This is a genomic window from Pseudomonas sp. F-14 TE3482, assembly GCF_053629455.1.
Map to the genome: position 1 here is coordinate 6,498,629 of NZ_JBRJII010000001.1, position 15,858 is coordinate 6,514,486.

Sequence of the window (15,858 nt, forward strand, 5' to 3'; positions counted from 1 at the left end):
CGAGGCCCTCATGAACAACGCTCTGAACCAGTTGCAGCCCTACCCGTTCGAAAAGCTCCGCGCCCTGCTCGGCAGCGTCACGCCAAACCCGGAAAAGCGCGCCATCGCGCTGTCCATCGGCGAGCCGAAACACCGCTCGCCAGCTTTTGTCGCTGAAGCCCTGGCAAGCAATCTGGATCAGATGGCCGTGTATCCGACCACCCTCGGCATCCCTGCCTTGCGTGAAGCTATCGCCGCCTGGTGCGAACGCCGCTTCAGCGTCCCGAACGGCTGGCTCGACCCGGCGCGCAATGTGCTGCCGGTCAACGGCACGCGCGAAGCGCTGTTCGCGTTCACCCAGACCGTGGTCAACCGTGGTGACGACGCATTGGTCGTCAGCCCGAACCCGTTCTATCAAATCTACGAAGGCGCGGCATTCCTCGCCGGCGCCAAGCCGCATTACCTGCCGTGCCTGGATGAAAATGGCTTCAACCCGGATTTCGACGCTGTTTCGCCGGACATCTGGAAACGCTGCCAGATCCTGTTCCTGTGCTCGCCGGGTAACCCGACCGGTGCACTGATTCCGGTCGACACCCTGAAGAAGCTGATCGCCCTGGCTGACGAATACGACTTCGTGATCGCCGCAGACGAGTGCTACAGCGAGCTGTATTTCAACGAACAAACCCCACCGCCAGGCCTGCTCAGCGCATGCGTCGAACTGGGCCGCAAGGACTTCAAGCGTTGCGTGGTGTTCCACAGCCTGTCCAAGCGTTCCAACCTGCCGGGCCTGCGTTCGGGCTTCGTGGCCGGTGATGCCGATATTCTCAAAGGCTTTCTGCTGTATCGCACCTATCACGGCTGTGCGATGCCGGTTCAGACCCAACTGGCCAGCGTTGCCGCATGGAATGATGAAGTGCATGTACGCGCCAACCGTGCGCTGTACCGCGAGAAATACGATGCGGTGCTGGAGATTCTCAGCCCGGTGATGGACGTGCAGCGCCCGGACGGTGGTTTCTACCTCTGGCCGAACGTCGCTGGCGATGACGCAGCGTTCTGCCGCGATCTGTTCGAACAGGAACACGTGACCGTGGTACCGGGCTCCTACCTGTCCCGCGATGTCGATGGCGTCAACCCGGGCGCCGGGCGCATACGCATGGCGCTGGTAGCGCCGCTGGCTGAATGCGTGGAAGCGGCCGAGCGCATTCGCGATTTCATACAGCGCCGCAAGTAACAAAGCCTCGCTCCTGCACAAATCCCGGGCGCTACACCGTAGCGCCTTCAGACGCAATCGCCGCTCCAGTAATCGTTGCCTCCATTTGAAGTGCCATATTGGCTGTTTAGACTGAAGTCTGACCGGCGCACTCATGTCGCATGGAACCTCTGATAGCCAGGTCAAAAAGACAACCCGACCACAGCCGACGCGAAACCATCCGGTCATGGCATAATCCGTCACCTTCTATTTTCAGCACCTGCAAAGGGGGCAATTCCTTGACCGCTTCAAGCAAAACGTTGCACCTTTTCGGCATCAAAGCCTGCGACACCATGAAAAAGGCGCGCACCTGGCTCGATGAACACGCTGTCAGCTATGACTTTCATGATTACAAAACGGTCGGAATCGACCGTGAACACCTGAGCCAATGGTGCGACGAGCACGGCTGGCAAGTGGTGCTGAACCGTGCAGGCACGACCTTTCGCAAGCTCGACGACGAACGCAAAGCCGATCTCGACCAGCGCAAAGCCATCGAACTGATGCTCGCACAACCTTCGATGATCAAGCGCCCGGTGCTCGATCTCGGTGACCGAACCCTGATTGGCTTCAAGCCAGATATCTACGCGGCCGCACTCAAGTAAGGCAGCCCGTTCCATTTTGTTAGAGGTATCAACATGTCCACTACCCTGTTCAGCCTGGCCTTTGGTGTCGGCACTCAAAACCGTCAAGGCGCATGGCTGGAAGTGTTTTACGCGCAGCCACTGCTCAACCCGTCGGCCGAACTGGTCGCCGCCATTGCGCCGGTTCTGGGCTACACCGACGGCAATCAGGCCATCGCCTTCAGCACCGCTCAGGCGTCCCAACTGGCCGAAGCGCTGAAAAGCGTCGACGCTGCACAAGCGGCACTGCTGACCCGTCTGGCCGAGAGCCACAAGCCGCTGGTCGCCACGCTGCTGGCCGAAGACGCACAGCTGAGCTCCACGCCTGAGGCTTACCTCAAGCTGCATCTGCTGTCCCATCGCCTGGTCAAGCCCCACGGCCTGAACCTGGCCGGGATCTTCCCGTTGCTGCCGAACGTGGCCTGGACCAGCCAGGGCGCGATCGACCTGGCCGAACTGGCCGAGCATCAACTGGAAGCCCGTCTGCGCGGCGAGCTGCTGGAAGTGTTCTCGGTGGACAAGTTCCCGAAAATGACCGACTACGTGGTACCGGCCGGCGTGCGTATCGCTGACGCGGCACGTATTCGCCTGGGCGCTTACGTGGGCGAAGGCACCACCGTCATGCACGAAGGTTTCGTCAACTTCAACGCCGGCACCGAAGGCCCGGGCATGATCGAAGGCCGCGTTTCCGCTGGCGTATTTGTCGGCAAGGGTTCGGACCTGGGCGGCGGTTGCTCGACCATGGGCACCCTGTCGGGTGGCGGCAACATCGTGATCAAGGTCGGCGAAGGCTGCCTTATCGGCGCCAACGCTGGTATCGGTATCCCGTTGGGCGATCGCAACACTGTTGAGTCGGGCCTGTACGTGACGGCCGGCACCAAGGTTGCGCTGCTGGATGAGCACAACAAACTGGTCAAAGTCGTTAAAGCCCGTGAACTGGCCGGTCAACCTGACCTGCTGTTCCGTCGCAATTCGGAGACCGGCGCCGTGGAGTGCAAAACCCACAAATCGGCCATCGAATTGAACGAAGCGCTGCACGCTCACAACTGATTGCTGCAGCAACCCAACCGATCAACTGTGGGAGCGGGCTTGCTCGCGAAGCTTTTGGCGACCTCAAGGACGCCTTCGCGAGCAAGCCCGCTCCCACAGGGTCAGGCGTACACCTCGCCCATGTTTAGCAGGGCCCGATAGCATGATGATTCCCTCTCCCTGGCGCGCCGATTTCCCGGCCATCGCCGCCCTGCAACGGCAAGACCAGACTTATCTGGACAACGCCGCCACCACGCAAAAACCTCAAGCCCTGCTGGATGCCCTGGCGCATTACTACGCCAACGGCGCGGCCAACGTGCATCGGGCGCAACACTTGCCCGGCGCCCATGCCACCCAGGCGTTCGAGGACAGCCGCAACAAAGTCGCGCAATGGCTCAACGCCGGCGATTGCGGGCAGATCATCTTTACCCACGGCGCGACGTCCGCGCTGAACCTCTTGGCCTATGGCCTGGAACACGTATTCAATCCGGGCGATGAAATTGTCATCAGCGCTCTGGAGCATCACGCCAACCTGTTGCCATGGCAGCAACTGGCCCACCGTCGCGATTTGAAACTGGCGATCCTGCCGCTGGATACCGACGGTTTGATTGACCTTGAAGCCGCCGCTCGCCTGATCGGCCCGCGTACCCGCCTGCTGGCGGTCAGTCAGCTGTCCAACGTGCTCGGCGCCTGGCAGCCGTTGCCCGCATTACTGGCGATGGCCAAAGCGTACAACGCGCTGACCGTGGTCGACGGCGCTCAAGGCGTGGTGCATGGTCGACATGACGTGCAGGCACTGGGTTGCGACTTCTATGTGTTTTCCAGCCACAAGCTCTACGGCCCGGATGGCCTGGGTGCGCTGTTCGGTCGTCATAAAGCGCTCGAACAACTGCGCCCGTGGCAGTTCGGCGGCGAAATGGTGCTGGATGCCAACTACCACGACGCACGCTTTCGTCCTGCGCCACTGGGGTTCGAGGCGGGTACGCCACCGATTTCCAGCGTGATTGGCCTGGGGGCGACCCTGGATTATCTGGCCGGGCTGGATCAGGACGCCGTGTCCGCCCATGAAGCGGCGCTGCATGACTATTTGCTCAAAGGCCTTGAAGCGCGCAACGGCATTCGTCTGCTAGGCAAGCCGCAACTGGCACTGGCCAGTTTTGTCGTCGAAGGTGTGCATAACGCTGATCTGGCGCATTTGCTGACCGAACAGGGAATCGCCGTTCGCGCCGGTCATCATTGCGCCATGCCGTTGCTCAAAAGCTTTGAACTGGCCGGGGCGATTCGGGTGTCGTTGGCGTTGTACAACGACTCCGAAGACCTTGAACGTTTTTTTGAAGCGCTGGATCAGGCTCTGGAGTTGTTGCGATGACCTTGCCCGCCGATGCCGTCACCGCGCTGGATACTTTTCAGCAGGCTGCGAGCTGGGAACAGCGGGCGCGGTTGCTGATGCAATGGGGTGACCGTCTGCCGCCGTTGAGCGATGTGGATAAAGTCGAGGCCAATCGCGTGCATGGCTGTGAGAGCCAGGTGTGGCTGGTCGGTGCGCTGCAGGACGGTCATTGGCAGTTCAACGCCAGCAGCGATGCACGGTTGATTCGCGGCTTGGTGGCGTTGCTGCTGGCACGGGTCAACGGGGTGTCCGCCGCTGAGTTGCAGCAGGTGGATTTGGCGGATTGGTTTAATCAGCTGGGGCTGGGTCGCCAGTTGTCCCAGTCCCGTAGCAATGGCCTCAACGCCGTGCTACAGCGGATGCGGAGCCTGAGCGACGTGTAGGAGCTGCCGAAGGCTGCGATCTTTTGATCTTCACGCTAAAGATCAAAAGATCGCAGCCTTCGGCAGCTCCTACACGGATTTACGTTTCAGCTTGAGACTTGACCCGATCCGCCGGGCGCCGAACCCCGGCCACAATCTTATCCACAGCCTTGGTCGCCGCGACCATGCCGAACGTTGCCGTCACCATCATCACCGCGCCAAAGCCGCCGGCGCAGTCGAGCTTTACGCCATCACCGACAAAACTCTTCTGCAAGCAAATGCTGCCGTCCGGTTTCGGGTAGCGCAGTTGCTCGGTGGAGAACACGCAGGGCACGCTGTAGTGACGGGTCACGGTGCGGGAGAAGCCATAGTCGCGGCGCAACGTGGAGCGCACTTTCGACGCCAGCGGATCGTTGAACGTGCGGTTCAGGTCGCAGACCTGAATCAGTGTCGGGTCGATCTGCCCGCCCGCGCCGCCGGTGGTGATGATCTGAATCTTGCGACGTTTGCACCAGGCGATCAGCGCCGCTTTGGCGTTGACGCTGTCGATGCAGTCGATCACGCAGTCGATGTTCGGCGTGATGTACTCGGCCATGGTTTCACGGGTGACGAAGTCCGCCACCGCATGCACCGTGCAATCCGGGTTGATCCCGCGCAGGCGCTCGGCCATTACCTCGACCTTGGGTTTGCCGACGGTGCTGTCCAGCGCATGCAGTTGACGGTTGACGTTGCTGACGCAGACGTCATCCAGGTCGAACAGCGAAATCTCGCCCACGCCACAGCGGGCAACAGCTTCCGCCGCCCAGGAACCGACGCCACCGACGCCGACGATCGCCACATGGGCCGCGCGCAAACGCTCCAGGCCTTCGATGCCATACAAGCGGGCGATGCCAGCAAACCGCGGATCTTCTGTACTCATGACCATTACCCCAAAAACCGGCGCGCATTATAGGGCCGTCGGCGGCCAAGAGCATCTTTGGGTCTATAAACGGCGGTCTTGACTGCCTTAATTGCCTACAAATTTATTGGAATTGGGCTACAACGCCCCGGTCAAAGAACTTAAGTCGACTTGGATTGCCCAACGTCCGGCATTTCCCTGTCCGCTGTACGGTCAGTGAACGCCCGGTGTAGGATGCGCGCCCCGCCCCTTGGCAGCCGGCCGCCGACTGTTCCTTCGTTCAGTAGCCCCTGGAACCTGAAATAGCTATGTCATCGCGTAAATTTGGACTCAACCTGGTCGTGGTTCTTGCAATCGCCGCCTTGTTCACCGGTTTCTGGGCGCTGGTCAATCGCCCCGTCACCGCCCCCAACTGGCCTGAGCAGATCTCCGGCTTTTCGTACTCGCCGTTTCAACAAGGCCAGTACCCGCAAAAAGCCCAGTACCCGACCGACGATGAAATGCGTCGCGACCTGGAGATCATGAGCAAGCTGACGGACAACATCCGGACCTACTCGGTCGACGGCACGCTGGAGAACATTCCCAAACTGGCGGAAGAATTCGGCCTGCGGGTGACCCTGGGGATCTGGATCAGCCCGGATGAAGAGCGCAACGAGCGCGAGATCACCCGCGCCATCGAAATCGCCAACACCTCGCGCAGCGTGGTTCGCGTGATTGTCGGTAACGAGGCGATCTTTCGTAAGGAAATCACTGCAGCAGAGCTGAGCCTGATTCTGGATCGCGTCCGCGCGGCCGTAAAGGTTCCGGTCACCACCTCCGAACAGTGGCACGTCTGGGAAGAAAACCCGAGCCTGGCCAAGCACGTCGACCTGATCGCGGCTCACGTTCTGCCCTACTGGGAGTTCGTTCCCGTGGACAAGGCCGGTCAGTTCGTTCTTGACCGCGCACGTGATCTGAAAAAGATGTTCCCGAAAAAACCGCTGCTGCTCTCCGAGGTCGGCTGGCCGAGCAACGGCCGCATGCGCGGTGGCGCTGATGCGTCGCCGGCGGACCAGGCGATTTACCTGCGCACGCTGGTCAACAAGCTCAACCGCCAAGGTTTCAACTACTTCGTGATCGAAGCGTTCGACCAACCGTGGAAAGCCAGCGACGAAGGTTCGGTGGGCGCGTATTGGGGCGTATTCAACGCCGCACGCCAGCAGAAATTCAACTTCGAAGGGCCGGTCGTCGCGATCCCGCAATGGCGCGTGCTGGCTATCGGCTCGGTAGTGCTGGCTCTGCTGTCGCTGACCCTGCTGATGATCGACGGCTCGGCCCTGCGTCAACGCGGCCGCACCTTCCTGACCTTTATCGCGTTCCTCTGCGGTTCGGTATTGGTGTGGATCGGTTATGACTACAGCCAGCAATACAGCACCTGGTTCAGCCTGACGGTGGGCTTCCTGCTCGCCCTCGGTGCACTCGGGGTGTTTATCGTTCTGCTGACCGAGGCCCATGAACTAGCCGAAGCGGTCTGGACCCACAAACGCCGGCGTGAATTCCTGCCAGTGGTGGGTGATTCGGACTACCGACCGAAGGTGTCGATTCACGTGCCTTGCTACAACGAGCCGCCGGAGATGGTCAAACAGACCCTCAACGCCCTGGCCAACCTCGACTATCCGGACTTCGAAGTCCTGATCATCGACAACAACACCAAAGACCCGGCGGTCTGGGAACCGGTGCGCGATTATTGCGAAACCCTCGGTCCGCGCTTCAAGTTCTTCCACGTGGCACCGTTGGCTGGCTTCAAGGGCGGCGCGCTGAATTACCTGATTCCGCATACCGCCAAGGATGCCGAAGTGATTGCGGTGATCGACTCGGACTACTGCGTCGACCCGAACTGGCTCAAGCACATGGTGCCGCATTTCGCCGATCCGAAAATTGCCGTTGTGCAGTCGCCACAGGATTACCGCGACCAGAACGAAAGCACCTTCAAGAAGCTCTGCTACGCGGAATACAAAGGCTTCTTCCACATCGGCATGGTCACCCGTAACGACCGTGACGCGATCATCCAGCACGGCACCATGACCATGACCCGGCGCTCGGTGCTCGAGGAACTGGGCTGGGCCGACTGGTGCATCTGTGAAGACGCCGAGTTGGGTCTGCGCGTGTTCGAAAAAGGCCTGTCGGCGGCGTATTACCACGACAGCTACGGCAAAGGCCTGATGCCCGATACCTTCATCGACTTCAAGAAACAGCGTTTCCGCTGGGCCTACGGAGCGATTCAGATCATCAAGCGTCACACCGCCAGCCTGCTGCGCGGCAAGGACACCGAACTGACCCGTGGCCAGCGTTACCACTTCCTCGCGGGCTGGTTGCCGTGGGTGGCGGACGGCATGAACATCTTCTTCACCGTCGGCGCGCTGTTGTGGTCGGCAGCGATGATCATCGTGCCGCAACGGGTCGATCCGCCGTTGTTGATTTTCGCGATCCCGCCATTGGCGCTGTTCGTGTTCAAGGTCGGCAAGATCATCTTCCTGTACCGCCGTGCGGTCGGGGTCGACCTCAAGGATGCGTTCTGCGCAGCATTGGCAGGGCTGGCGTTGTCGCACACCATCGCCAAAGCGGTGTTGTACGGTTTCTTCACCAGCAGCATTCCGTTCTTCCGCACCCCGAAAAACGCCGATAACCATGGCTTCTGGGTGGCGATTTCGGAGGCGCGCGAAGAGGTGTTCATCATGTTGCTGTTGTGGGGCGCAGCGCTGGGGATCTTCCTGGTGCAGGGCCTGCCGAGCAACGACATGCGCTTCTGGGTGACCATGTTGCTGGTGCAGTCGCTGCCGTACCTGGCGGCGCTGATCATGGCGTTCCTGTCGTCGCTGCCCAAACCGGTGGCTGAAGCCACGACCGCACCGGCTGTCTAAATCAGTACAGATGCACTAAACGGCGGCCAATGGCCGCCGTTTTGCTTTAAGATAACCGCCATTTTGCAGGCCTTGGCCTTTATGGCCTGACCCAATACCTGTGGGAGCGAGCCTGTTCGCGATAGCGGTCTGACAATCAGCATCAATGTTGAATGTACCGACCTCATCGCGGGCAAGCTCGCTCCCACATTTACAGTTTTCGGAGCTTTCCATGACGGCCCACGCCGACCTTTCGCCGACCCTTCAACTTGCCATCGACCTGATCCGCCGTCCGTCCGTGACGCCGGTCGACGCCGATTGCCAGAAGCAGATGATGCAGCGCCTGGGCGATGCCGGGTTCAAGCTGGAACCGATGCGCATCGAAGAGGTGGATAACTTCTGGGCGACCCACGGTAAACACGAAGGCCCGGTGCTGTGCTTCGCCGGCCACACCGACGTGGTCCCGACCGGCCCGGTAACCGCCTGGCAGATCGACCCGTTCAACGCGGTGATCGATGAGCACGGCATGCTCTGCGGCCGTGGCGCGGCCGACATGAAAGGCAGCCTGGCCTCCATGACCGTGGCAGCCGAGCGCTTCGTCGCTGACTACCCGGATCACAAGGGCAAGGTCGCTTTCCTGATCACCAGCGACGAAGAAGGCCCGGCGCATCACGGCACCAAGGCTGTGATCGAACGCCTCGCCGCCCGTAAGGAACGTCTGGACTGGTGCATCGTCGGCGAACCATCGAGCACTACCCTGGTGGGTGACGTGGTCAAGAATGGCCGTCGCGGCTCCCTCGGCGCCAAATTGACCGTGCGCGGCGTGCAGGGTCACGTGGCGTATCCGCACCTGGCGAAGAACCCGATCCACCTCGCTGCCCCGGCGCTGGCCGAACTGGCCGCCGAACACTGGGACCACGGCAACGATTTCTTCCCGCCGACCAGTTTCCAGATTTCCAACGTCAATTCCGGCACCGGCGCGACCAACGTGATCCCGGGTGATCTGGTGGCGGTGTTCAACTTCCGCTTCTCCACCGAGTCCACCGTCGAAGGCCTGCAAAAGCGCGTCGCCGATATTCTCGACAAGCATGGCCTGGACTGGCACATCGACTGGGCGCTGTCCGGCCTGCCGTTCCTCACCGAACCGGGCGCCCTGCTCGACGCGGTATCGGCTAGCATCAAGGACATCACCGGTCGCGAAACGCAAGCTTCCACCAGCGGCGGCACCTCCGACGGGCGCTTCATCGCGACCATGGGCACTCAGGTTGTCGAACTGGGCCCGGTCAACGCGACGATCCACCAGGTCAACGAGCGCGTGCTGGCGGCCGATCTCGACGTGCTGACCGAAATCTACTACCAGACCCTGATCAAGTTGCTCGCCTGATGCTCGCATGTCCGATCTGCAGCGAACCGCTGAACGCGGTGGACAACGGCGTGGCTTGCCCCGCCGGGCATCGTTTCGACCGTGCGCGGCAGGGTTACCTGAACCTGTTGCCGGTGCAGCACAAAAACAGCCGCGACCCTGGGGATAACCTGGCGATGGTCGAAGCCCGTCGCGACTTCTTGAACGCCGGCCATTACGCGCCGGTGGCCAAGCGTCTGGCGGAACTGGCCGCGCAGTACGCGCCCCAGCGCTGGCTGGACATCGGTTGTGGCGAGGGTTACTACACCGCGCAAATCGCCGAAGCCTTGCCCAACGCCAATGGCTATGCGCTGGACATTTCCCGGGAAGCGGTTAAACGCGCCTGCAAACGCAACCCTGCCCTGACCTGGTTGATCGCCAGCATGGCCCGAGTACCGCTGGCATCCGGCAGCTGCCAGTTTCTCGCCAGCGTGTTCAGCCCGCTGGACTGGGAAGAAGCCAAGCGCCTGCTCAGTCGCGGTGGCGGCTTGATGAAAGTCGGGCCGACCAGCGGCCATCTGATGGAATTGCGCGAGCGACTGTACGACGAAGTGCGCGAGTACACCGATGACAAGCATTTGGCGCTGGTGCCGGAAGGCATGGCGCTGCAGCACAGCGAAACCCTGGAGTTCAAACTGACGTTGGCCAGTGGTCAGGATCGCGCGAACCTGTTGGCCATGACACCCCACGGCTGGCGCGCCAGTGCCGAACGCCGAGCGGCGGTTATCGAACAGGCCGAGCCGTTCGAGGTCACTGTTTCGATGCGCTACGATTACTTCGTACTTCAATAATTTTTGGTCTCGAGCAACAGCTTGAGGCCGGCTAAATCCGCGAATGGATTTTTCAAGACCGCAGTGAGGACATCCATGCGCCAACCCGATATCGAGATTTACCTGAAAGACGCCGACGTCGACTACAAGGCCATCGCGGCCTGGCTCGGCGCGGCTTTAGGCCCGTGCACCGACTGGGTTCAGAAAGGTCAGACCTACAAATGCAAGGCCGGTAGCGTGCCGGTCACCTGGTTGCCGAAAGCCGTGGGCAAATGGAACAGCCTGTTCCTGGACAGCGACCAGACCCCATGGGAAGACGACATCGCCTGCGCCCGCGCAGCCTTTGCGGCGCTGAACGTCGAAGTGCGTTGCGCACCGGGTAGCTGGGTCGAGGAAGAAGGTGAAGAGACGGCCGATCGCTGGATGCGTATCAGCGCCGATGGTGAAGAAGAAATCACCTGGAAAACTGCTTAAGCAACAATTCAGGCAGGCCGTCCAGGCGACCTGCCCTTTTCCGCCCTCTAAATACCTTGGTCCGCAGCTCTGTAGCTGAACAGGCTTGCTGCCGGCATGTTGGGTGCGACCCGGATGACCGGAATCGATCGGCCCGTCATCTTGTAGAAATCCCGTTGTATGAATTTCGCCTGTTCAAGCCCCGCATTTCCATTCGAACCGTCGAGATAAAAGAACGCTTTGATGGGGAGCGTCCCGGTGTTCTGAGGCCAGGTTTTGATCACGATTTCGTTTTGCCTCCAGCGAATGTGTTCGGCCATCGGGTTGTCCCTCGCAGAAAGGCTCAGGGCAAATGAGGACTGGTCGGTACCGAAGCCACACTGATGGAGATAGCGACTTTCATTGGTCGGTGGATAAGCCTGCATATGCGTGCGCCAGGCTGCAACAGTTACGATGCCCTGTGCAGCACAGGGCCTGCTGGTTTGTGGAAACTGCGAGGAGTCACCACACCCACTCGAGTACCGATTGCTGGTCCCCGCATCATAGGCAAAGGAACAAAGCACCTGAAGCGGGTATCCGCCGTTCTCGGTGAAGGCCTGCGCTGGCTTGAGAATCAGCCCATGATTTCTCCCCTCCTGCAGTCGACTCATCCCCAGGTCAGACCGCATATAGCTGAACGAAACACCTCCCAGCCTCACAGCGCCCGGACTGGGATTCCACGCGCGAAATGCGGGCGAGGCATCGACTACCCTGATCAGCACTCCGTTGCATTCATATGCAGCTTTATTACCCGGACAGGTATTGCTGGTGTTGGAATACTGCGCATTAAGCTCATTCGCCACACGCTGTCCATCGGTCGGGGCGGTTGCACCCACAATCCTGACCACCAGCGGCGACGACGTAATCAGGCTACCCGCACCGCTCACCTTGTAGGTGTAGGTGAGGTTGACACTGCGGTTGAGGTTCTCGGTGATCCACGCCTTGGGCAAGTTGAACGTCAGTACGCCGACCGTAGAGACGGTCTGAATCGGTGCATCACGCAACGCCACACCAGTCAGGCGCACACCGACGGTATCGCGGATCGCCAGTGTCGGGTAATTCACCTGCACGGTGGCGTTAGCGCCCAGGGTGTCGGCATTCAACTCGCCGGATGGTGCTTCGACGACCTTGAACACCGCCTGGCCCTGAGCGCCTGTCACACGGATGCTCAAGGGTGACGAGGTGATCAGATTGCCGGCGCCGCCCACCTTGTAGGTATAGGTCAAGGTCACCGTGCGATTGAGGTTCTCGGTAATCCACGCCTTGGGCAAGTTGAACGTCAGTACGCCGACCGTAGAGACGGTCTGAATCGGCGCATCACGCAACGCCACACCAGTCAGGCGCACACCGACGGTATCGCGGATCGCCAGGCTCGGGTAACTCACCTGCACGGTGGCATTGGCGCCCAGGGTGTCGGCATTCAACTCGCCGGATGGTGCTTCGACGACCTTGAACACCGCCTGGCCCTGAGCGCCTGTCACACGGATGCTCAAGGGTGACGAGGTGATCAGATTGCCAGCGCCGCCCACCTTGTAGGTATAGGTCAAGGTCACCGTGCGATTGAGGTTCTCGGTCATCCACGCCTTGGGCAAGTTGAACGTGAGTACGCCGACCGTAGAGATGGTCTGAATCGGAGCATCACGCAACGCCACACCAGTCAGGCGCACACCGACGGTATCGCGGATCGCCAGGCTCGGGTAACTCACCTGCACGGTGGCATTGGCGCCCAGGGTGTCGGCATTCAACTCACCGGCAGGTGCTTCAACCACCTTGAACACTGTGGCTTGCTGGGTAGTGAGTGCCTCGCTACCGCCCTGCACCGGTATTGTCATGACCGAAGTCTTTGCCGGGTCGGAAGTCGGCAGTTCATGGTCGGATGGGATGCCTTGCGAATTGCACCCGGCCACAGTCAGCACCAGCAAAAAGCCAATGATTCTCCACATGTCGATCACTCCCGACTGTTTCTGCGCCCGCCAATGCGAGCTCAGAGATAATGTTCCCTGAGATTAGGCTGGTGAAAAAAAGCAATCTACTGTCAGATATGACAGGTGGCTAAACGTCCAGCATCAGGGTGAGAAATTACGCGACGTGGGTTGAGAAGGAAGGTGAGGAGACAACGGATCGCTGGATGACCTCAGCGCCGACGGTGAAGAAGAGATCACCTGGAAAACCGCTTGAAAACAAAAAATCGCAGCCTTCGGCAGCTCAGTTGGAATGCATTCCCCTGTAGCAGCTGCCGAAGGCTGCGATCTTTTGATCTTGAGGTTTACAAGCCGCACCTGGAATCGCTGCCCTCAGTTCCAGTTGCCCACGACCTGATCAGCCTTTATGAATTCGAACTGCGCGGACTCGGCAGTTGTTCTGGGCAGCGTCAGTTTGATAATTGGTATCGCCTTGCTCGAGTACTTGTAAAAATCCTGCTGATTGTATCGGGCGTTCGCCAAGCCGTTGCTCGTATAAAAGAACGCCTTGATCGGAATGGTTGTATGGATGTTCTGTGGCCAGGTAGCCAGACGTATTTCATTCCAGGAGTTGAACGACTCGGCTCCCATTAACTTCATGGCTAGTATCCCCTGATAAAACGCATTTGCAGCCAGAGCTCCTTGGCTGGATCGTACGTTGAAACCACACTGACGCTGGTATTTCCATCCTGCCGGCCCTTGATTGTAATGGGTGAGCCATCCTGCTGCCGTGGTAATTCCCTGCTGCTCGCAAGAGCGACTGACGGTTGGATAATTACTGGATACGCCACAACCCTGGTCGGCCCTGATGTCACTGCCTCCGTCTATTGGAAAAGTGCATAGAACCGGAATTTCCATACTCCCCGTCGGGCGTTGTTGTGATGGAAAAAAGACGAAACCGCTGGTGTTTGGATAGTTGGCAGGAAATGCTTTGAAGAGCGCATCTTTACGCAAATAGAAAAACGAAACACCACCGTTCTGCTGCGAGAGTGGACTGGGGTTCCAGGCGCGATAGCCGGTGCCGTTAATCGTCGCCCGCAATATGACACCCGAGCACAGCGCGGCAGGTAACGAAGCACTGCCACAATTTTGTCGCGTATCGGCGTACTGCGCATTGAGGTCATTGGCAACACGTTGCCCATCTCCTACAGGCACTTCACCAATAACCCGGATGGACAACGGTGACGAGGTGATCAGACTGCCCGCACCGCCCACCTTATAGGTGTAAGTCAGATTGACCGTACGCCCCTTGTTTTCAGTCACCCACGCCTTGGGCAACTTGAACGTCAGTGTGCCCACGGTGGATACGGTCTGGATCGGCGCATCACGCAGTGCCACGCCGGTCAGGCGCACGCCGACGGTATCCCTTGGCGCCAGGTTCGGGTAACTGACCTGCACGTTGGCCTCGGTGCCGAGGGTATCGGCGTTCAACTCACCGGCTGGCGCTTCGACCACCTTGAACACATTCAGGCCCTGAGCGCCCACCACATGGATGCTCAACGGCGACGAGGTGATCAGACTGCCCGCACCGCCCACCTTATAGGTGTAAGTCAGAGTGACCGTACGCCCCTTGTTTTCAGTCACCCACGCCTTGGGCAACTTGAACGTCAGCGTGCCCACGGTGGACACGGTCTGGATTGGCGCATCACGCAGTGCCACGCCTGTCAGGCGCACGCCGACGGTATCGCGGATCGCCAGGCTCGGGTAACTGACCTGCACATTGGCCTCGGTACCGAGGGTATCGGCGTTCAACTCGCCGGCTGGCGCTTCGACCACCTTGAACACATTCAGGCCCTGAGCGCCCACCACATGGATGCTCAACGGCGACGAGGTGATCAGACTGCCCGCACCGCCCACCTTATAGGTGTAAGTCAGAGTGACCGTACGCCCCTTGTTTTCAGTCACCCACGCCTTGGGCAACTTGAACGTCAGCGTGCCCACGGTGGACACGGTCTGGATTGGCGCATCACGCAGTGCCACGCCTGTCAGGCGCACGCCGACGGTATCGCGGATCGCCAGGCTCGGGTAACTGACCTGCACATTGGCCTCGGTACCGAGGGTATCGGCGTTCAACTCGCCGGCTGGCGCTTCGACCACCTTGAATACCGACGACTGCGCGGCGGAAATACTCTGAACATCATCCTGTTGCGGTGATGACAGGGCTGTCATTGCTCGGATGGAGGATGCGGGCGGGACATGTGTGGAAGTGGATTGCACCGCGCATCCAGCAACACCCAAGACCAACAAAATCGAAATACTTTTCCACATGACCGCTTTCCTCTCGAATGGAGCAAAGCCCTGAAAGATCTGACTCCAGGGATCGTATTTCGCGAGGGTAGGCGTGAGGGAAAAAACCGTCCACTGTCAAAACTGACAGGTGGCCATTCATACAGCATTGCTTTCAGGTTTTACTCGCTCACAAAAAAGATCGCAGCCTTCGGCAGCTCCTACAGGTGTACACAAAGCCCTGTAGGAGCTGCCGAAGGCTGCGATCTTTTGATCTTGAGGTTTACAACCCTACAACGTCTTCTGCCTGCAAGCCCTTCTCCCCGCTCACCACCGCATACTCAACCTGCTGACCTTCCGTCAGCGAGCGATGACCTTCGCCGCGGATAGCGCGGTAGTGCACGAACACATCCACCCCGTCCTCACGCTGAATGAAGCCATAGCCCTTGGCGTCGTTGAACCACTTCACATTGCCGGTTTCGCGCGTAGCCATATCTAGTTACCCCCTTGTTTTTATTTTGAACGGCCGAGTATATGACAGCCGCGAAAACTCTCAACTCAAGTTTACTTAGGCGCTTTTTTGCCGATTTTCGGCGAATAC

Annotated in this window: 13 protein-coding genes; 9 read left to right on the forward strand and 4 right to left on the reverse strand. The window is 59.7% G+C overall.

The features are described 5' to 3' along the window. The first annotated feature begins 10 nt into the window (after positions 1–10). The 5 genes from dapC (at position 11) to AB7M26_RS29665 (ending at position 4,650) form a co-directional block, all read left to right on the forward strand. Positions 11–1,210: a succinyldiaminopimelate transaminase gene (gene dapC / locus AB7M26_RS29645; RefSeq protein ID WP_123501150.1), complete on the forward strand. Its 1,200-nt coding sequence runs from the start codon at positions 11–13 to the stop codon at positions 1,208–1,210. A gap of 257 nt (positions 1,211–1,467) precedes the next feature. Continuing rightward, entirely contained in the window at positions 1,468–1,830 is a 363-nt protein-coding gene (locus tag AB7M26_RS29650; protein WP_007907995.1) for an ArsC family reductase, read from the forward strand. Between the two features lie 33 nt (positions 1,831–1,863). Beyond that, positions 1,864–2,898 (forward strand): 2,3,4,5-tetrahydropyridine-2,6-dicarboxylate N-succinyltransferase, encoded by a 1,035-nt coding sequence (gene dapD, locus AB7M26_RS29655; RefSeq protein ID WP_123501148.1) that lies wholly within the window; start codon positions 1,864–1,866, stop codon positions 2,896–2,898. 142 nt (positions 2,899–3,040) lie between these two features. After that, on the forward strand, positions 3,041–4,246 hold the full coding sequence (locus tag AB7M26_RS29660) for an aminotransferase class V-fold PLP-dependent enzyme (RefSeq protein ID WP_123501147.1): 1,206 nt from the start codon (positions 3,041–3,043) through the stop codon (positions 4,244–4,246). Further along, entirely contained in the window at positions 4,243–4,650 is a 408-nt protein-coding gene (locus AB7M26_RS29665; RefSeq protein WP_429377955.1) for a SufE family protein, read from the forward strand. The genes AB7M26_RS29660 and AB7M26_RS29665 overlap by 4 nt, the downstream gene beginning before the upstream one ends. Positions 4,651–4,729: 79 nt before the next feature. On the opposite strand, the gene tcdA is transcribed toward AB7M26_RS29665, so the two are convergent. Beyond that, positions 4,730–5,554, reverse strand: a complete 825-nt coding sequence (gene tcdA / locus AB7M26_RS29670) for a tRNA cyclic N6-threonylcarbamoyladenosine(37) synthase TcdA (protein WP_048393757.1) — start codon at positions 5,552–5,554, stop codon at positions 4,730–4,732. 281 nt (positions 5,555–5,835) lie between these two features. Here tcdA and AB7M26_RS29675 point away from each other — a divergent pair, with 281 nt between their 5' ends. From AB7M26_RS29675 to AB7M26_RS29690, 4 genes are all read left to right on the forward strand, one after another. Further along, positions 5,836–8,427: a glycosyltransferase gene (locus AB7M26_RS29675; RefSeq protein ID WP_123501143.1), complete on the forward strand. Its 2,592-nt coding sequence runs from the start codon at positions 5,836–5,838 to the stop codon at positions 8,425–8,427. Between the two features lie 211 nt (positions 8,428–8,638). Continuing rightward, positions 8,639–9,790, forward strand: coding sequence for a succinyl-diaminopimelate desuccinylase (gene dapE / locus AB7M26_RS29680; RefSeq protein WP_427625707.1), 1,152 nt, complete (start codon positions 8,639–8,641; stop codon positions 9,788–9,790). Continuing rightward, positions 9,790–10,599, forward strand: a complete 810-nt coding sequence (locus AB7M26_RS29685; RefSeq protein WP_429377960.1) for a putative RNA methyltransferase — start codon at positions 9,790–9,792, stop codon at positions 10,597–10,599. The genes dapE and AB7M26_RS29685 overlap by 1 nt, the downstream gene beginning before the upstream one ends. A gap of 75 nt (positions 10,600–10,674) precedes the next feature. Next, entirely contained in the window at positions 10,675–11,052 is a 378-nt protein-coding gene (locus AB7M26_RS29690; RefSeq protein WP_123501135.1) for a hypothetical protein, read from the forward strand. A gap of 47 nt (positions 11,053–11,099) precedes the next feature. Here the strand turns inward: AB7M26_RS29690 and AB7M26_RS29695 are convergent, their stop codons facing one another. From AB7M26_RS29695 to AB7M26_RS29705, 3 genes are all read right to left on the reverse strand, one after another. Beyond that, positions 11,100–13,013, reverse strand: a complete 1,914-nt coding sequence (locus AB7M26_RS29695) for a hypothetical protein (RefSeq protein ID WP_429387368.1) — start codon at positions 13,011–13,013, stop codon at positions 11,100–11,102. Between the two features lie 351 nt (positions 13,014–13,364). Next, positions 13,365–15,200, reverse strand: a complete 1,836-nt coding sequence (locus AB7M26_RS29700; protein ID WP_429387371.1) for a hypothetical protein — start codon at positions 15,198–15,200, stop codon at positions 13,365–13,367. A 340-nt stretch (positions 15,201–15,540) separates the two neighbouring features. After that, positions 15,541–15,750 carry a cold shock domain-containing protein gene (locus tag AB7M26_RS29705; protein ID WP_123498143.1) on the reverse strand — a complete coding sequence of 70 codons (210 nt, stop codon included), beginning with the start codon at positions 15,748–15,750 and terminating at the stop codon, positions 15,541–15,543. Positions 15,751–15,858 lie beyond the last annotated feature (108 nt).

What these genes read in the sequence shown, in the direction of transcription:
- dapC (WP_123501150.1), top strand. Translation starts at nt 11, where the DNA reads ATGAACAACGCTCTGAACCAGTTGCAGCCCTACCCGTTCGAAAAGCTC.
- dapD (WP_123501148.1), top strand. Translation starts at nt 1,864, where the DNA reads ATGTCCACTACCCTGTTCAGCCTGGCCTTTGGTGTCGGCACTCAAAAC.
- AB7M26_RS29660 (WP_123501147.1), top strand. Translation starts at nt 3,041, where the DNA reads ATGATGATTCCCTCTCCCTGGCGCGCCGATTTCCCGGCCATCGCCGCC.
- AB7M26_RS29665 (WP_429377955.1), top strand. Translation starts at nt 4,243, where the DNA reads ATGACCTTGCCCGCCGATGCCGTCACCGCGCTGGATACTTTTCAGCAG.
- tcdA (WP_048393757.1), bottom strand. Translation starts at nt 5,554, where the DNA reads ATGGTCATGAGTACAGAAGATCCGCGGTTTGCTGGCATCGCCCGCTTG.
- AB7M26_RS29675 (WP_123501143.1), top strand. Translation starts at nt 5,836, where the DNA reads ATGTCATCGCGTAAATTTGGACTCAACCTGGTCGTGGTTCTTGCAATC.
- dapE (WP_427625707.1), top strand. Translation starts at nt 8,639, where the DNA reads ATGACGGCCCACGCCGACCTTTCGCCGACCCTTCAACTTGCCATCGAC.
- AB7M26_RS29685 (WP_429377960.1), top strand. Translation starts at nt 9,790, where the DNA reads ATGCTCGCATGTCCGATCTGCAGCGAACCGCTGAACGCGGTGGACAAC.
- AB7M26_RS29690 (WP_123501135.1), top strand. Translation starts at nt 10,675, where the DNA reads ATGCGCCAACCCGATATCGAGATTTACCTGAAAGACGCCGACGTCGAC.
- AB7M26_RS29695 (WP_429387368.1), bottom strand. Translation starts at nt 13,013, where the DNA reads ATGTGGAGAATCATTGGCTTTTTGCTGGTGCTGACTGTGGCCGGGTGC.
- AB7M26_RS29700 (WP_429387371.1), bottom strand. Translation starts at nt 15,200, where the DNA reads ATGACAGCCCTGTCATCACCGCAACAGGATGATGTTCAGAGTATTTCC.
- AB7M26_RS29705 (WP_123498143.1), bottom strand. Translation starts at nt 15,750, where the DNA reads ATGGCTACGCGCGAAACCGGCAATGTGAAGTGGTTCAACGACGCCAAG.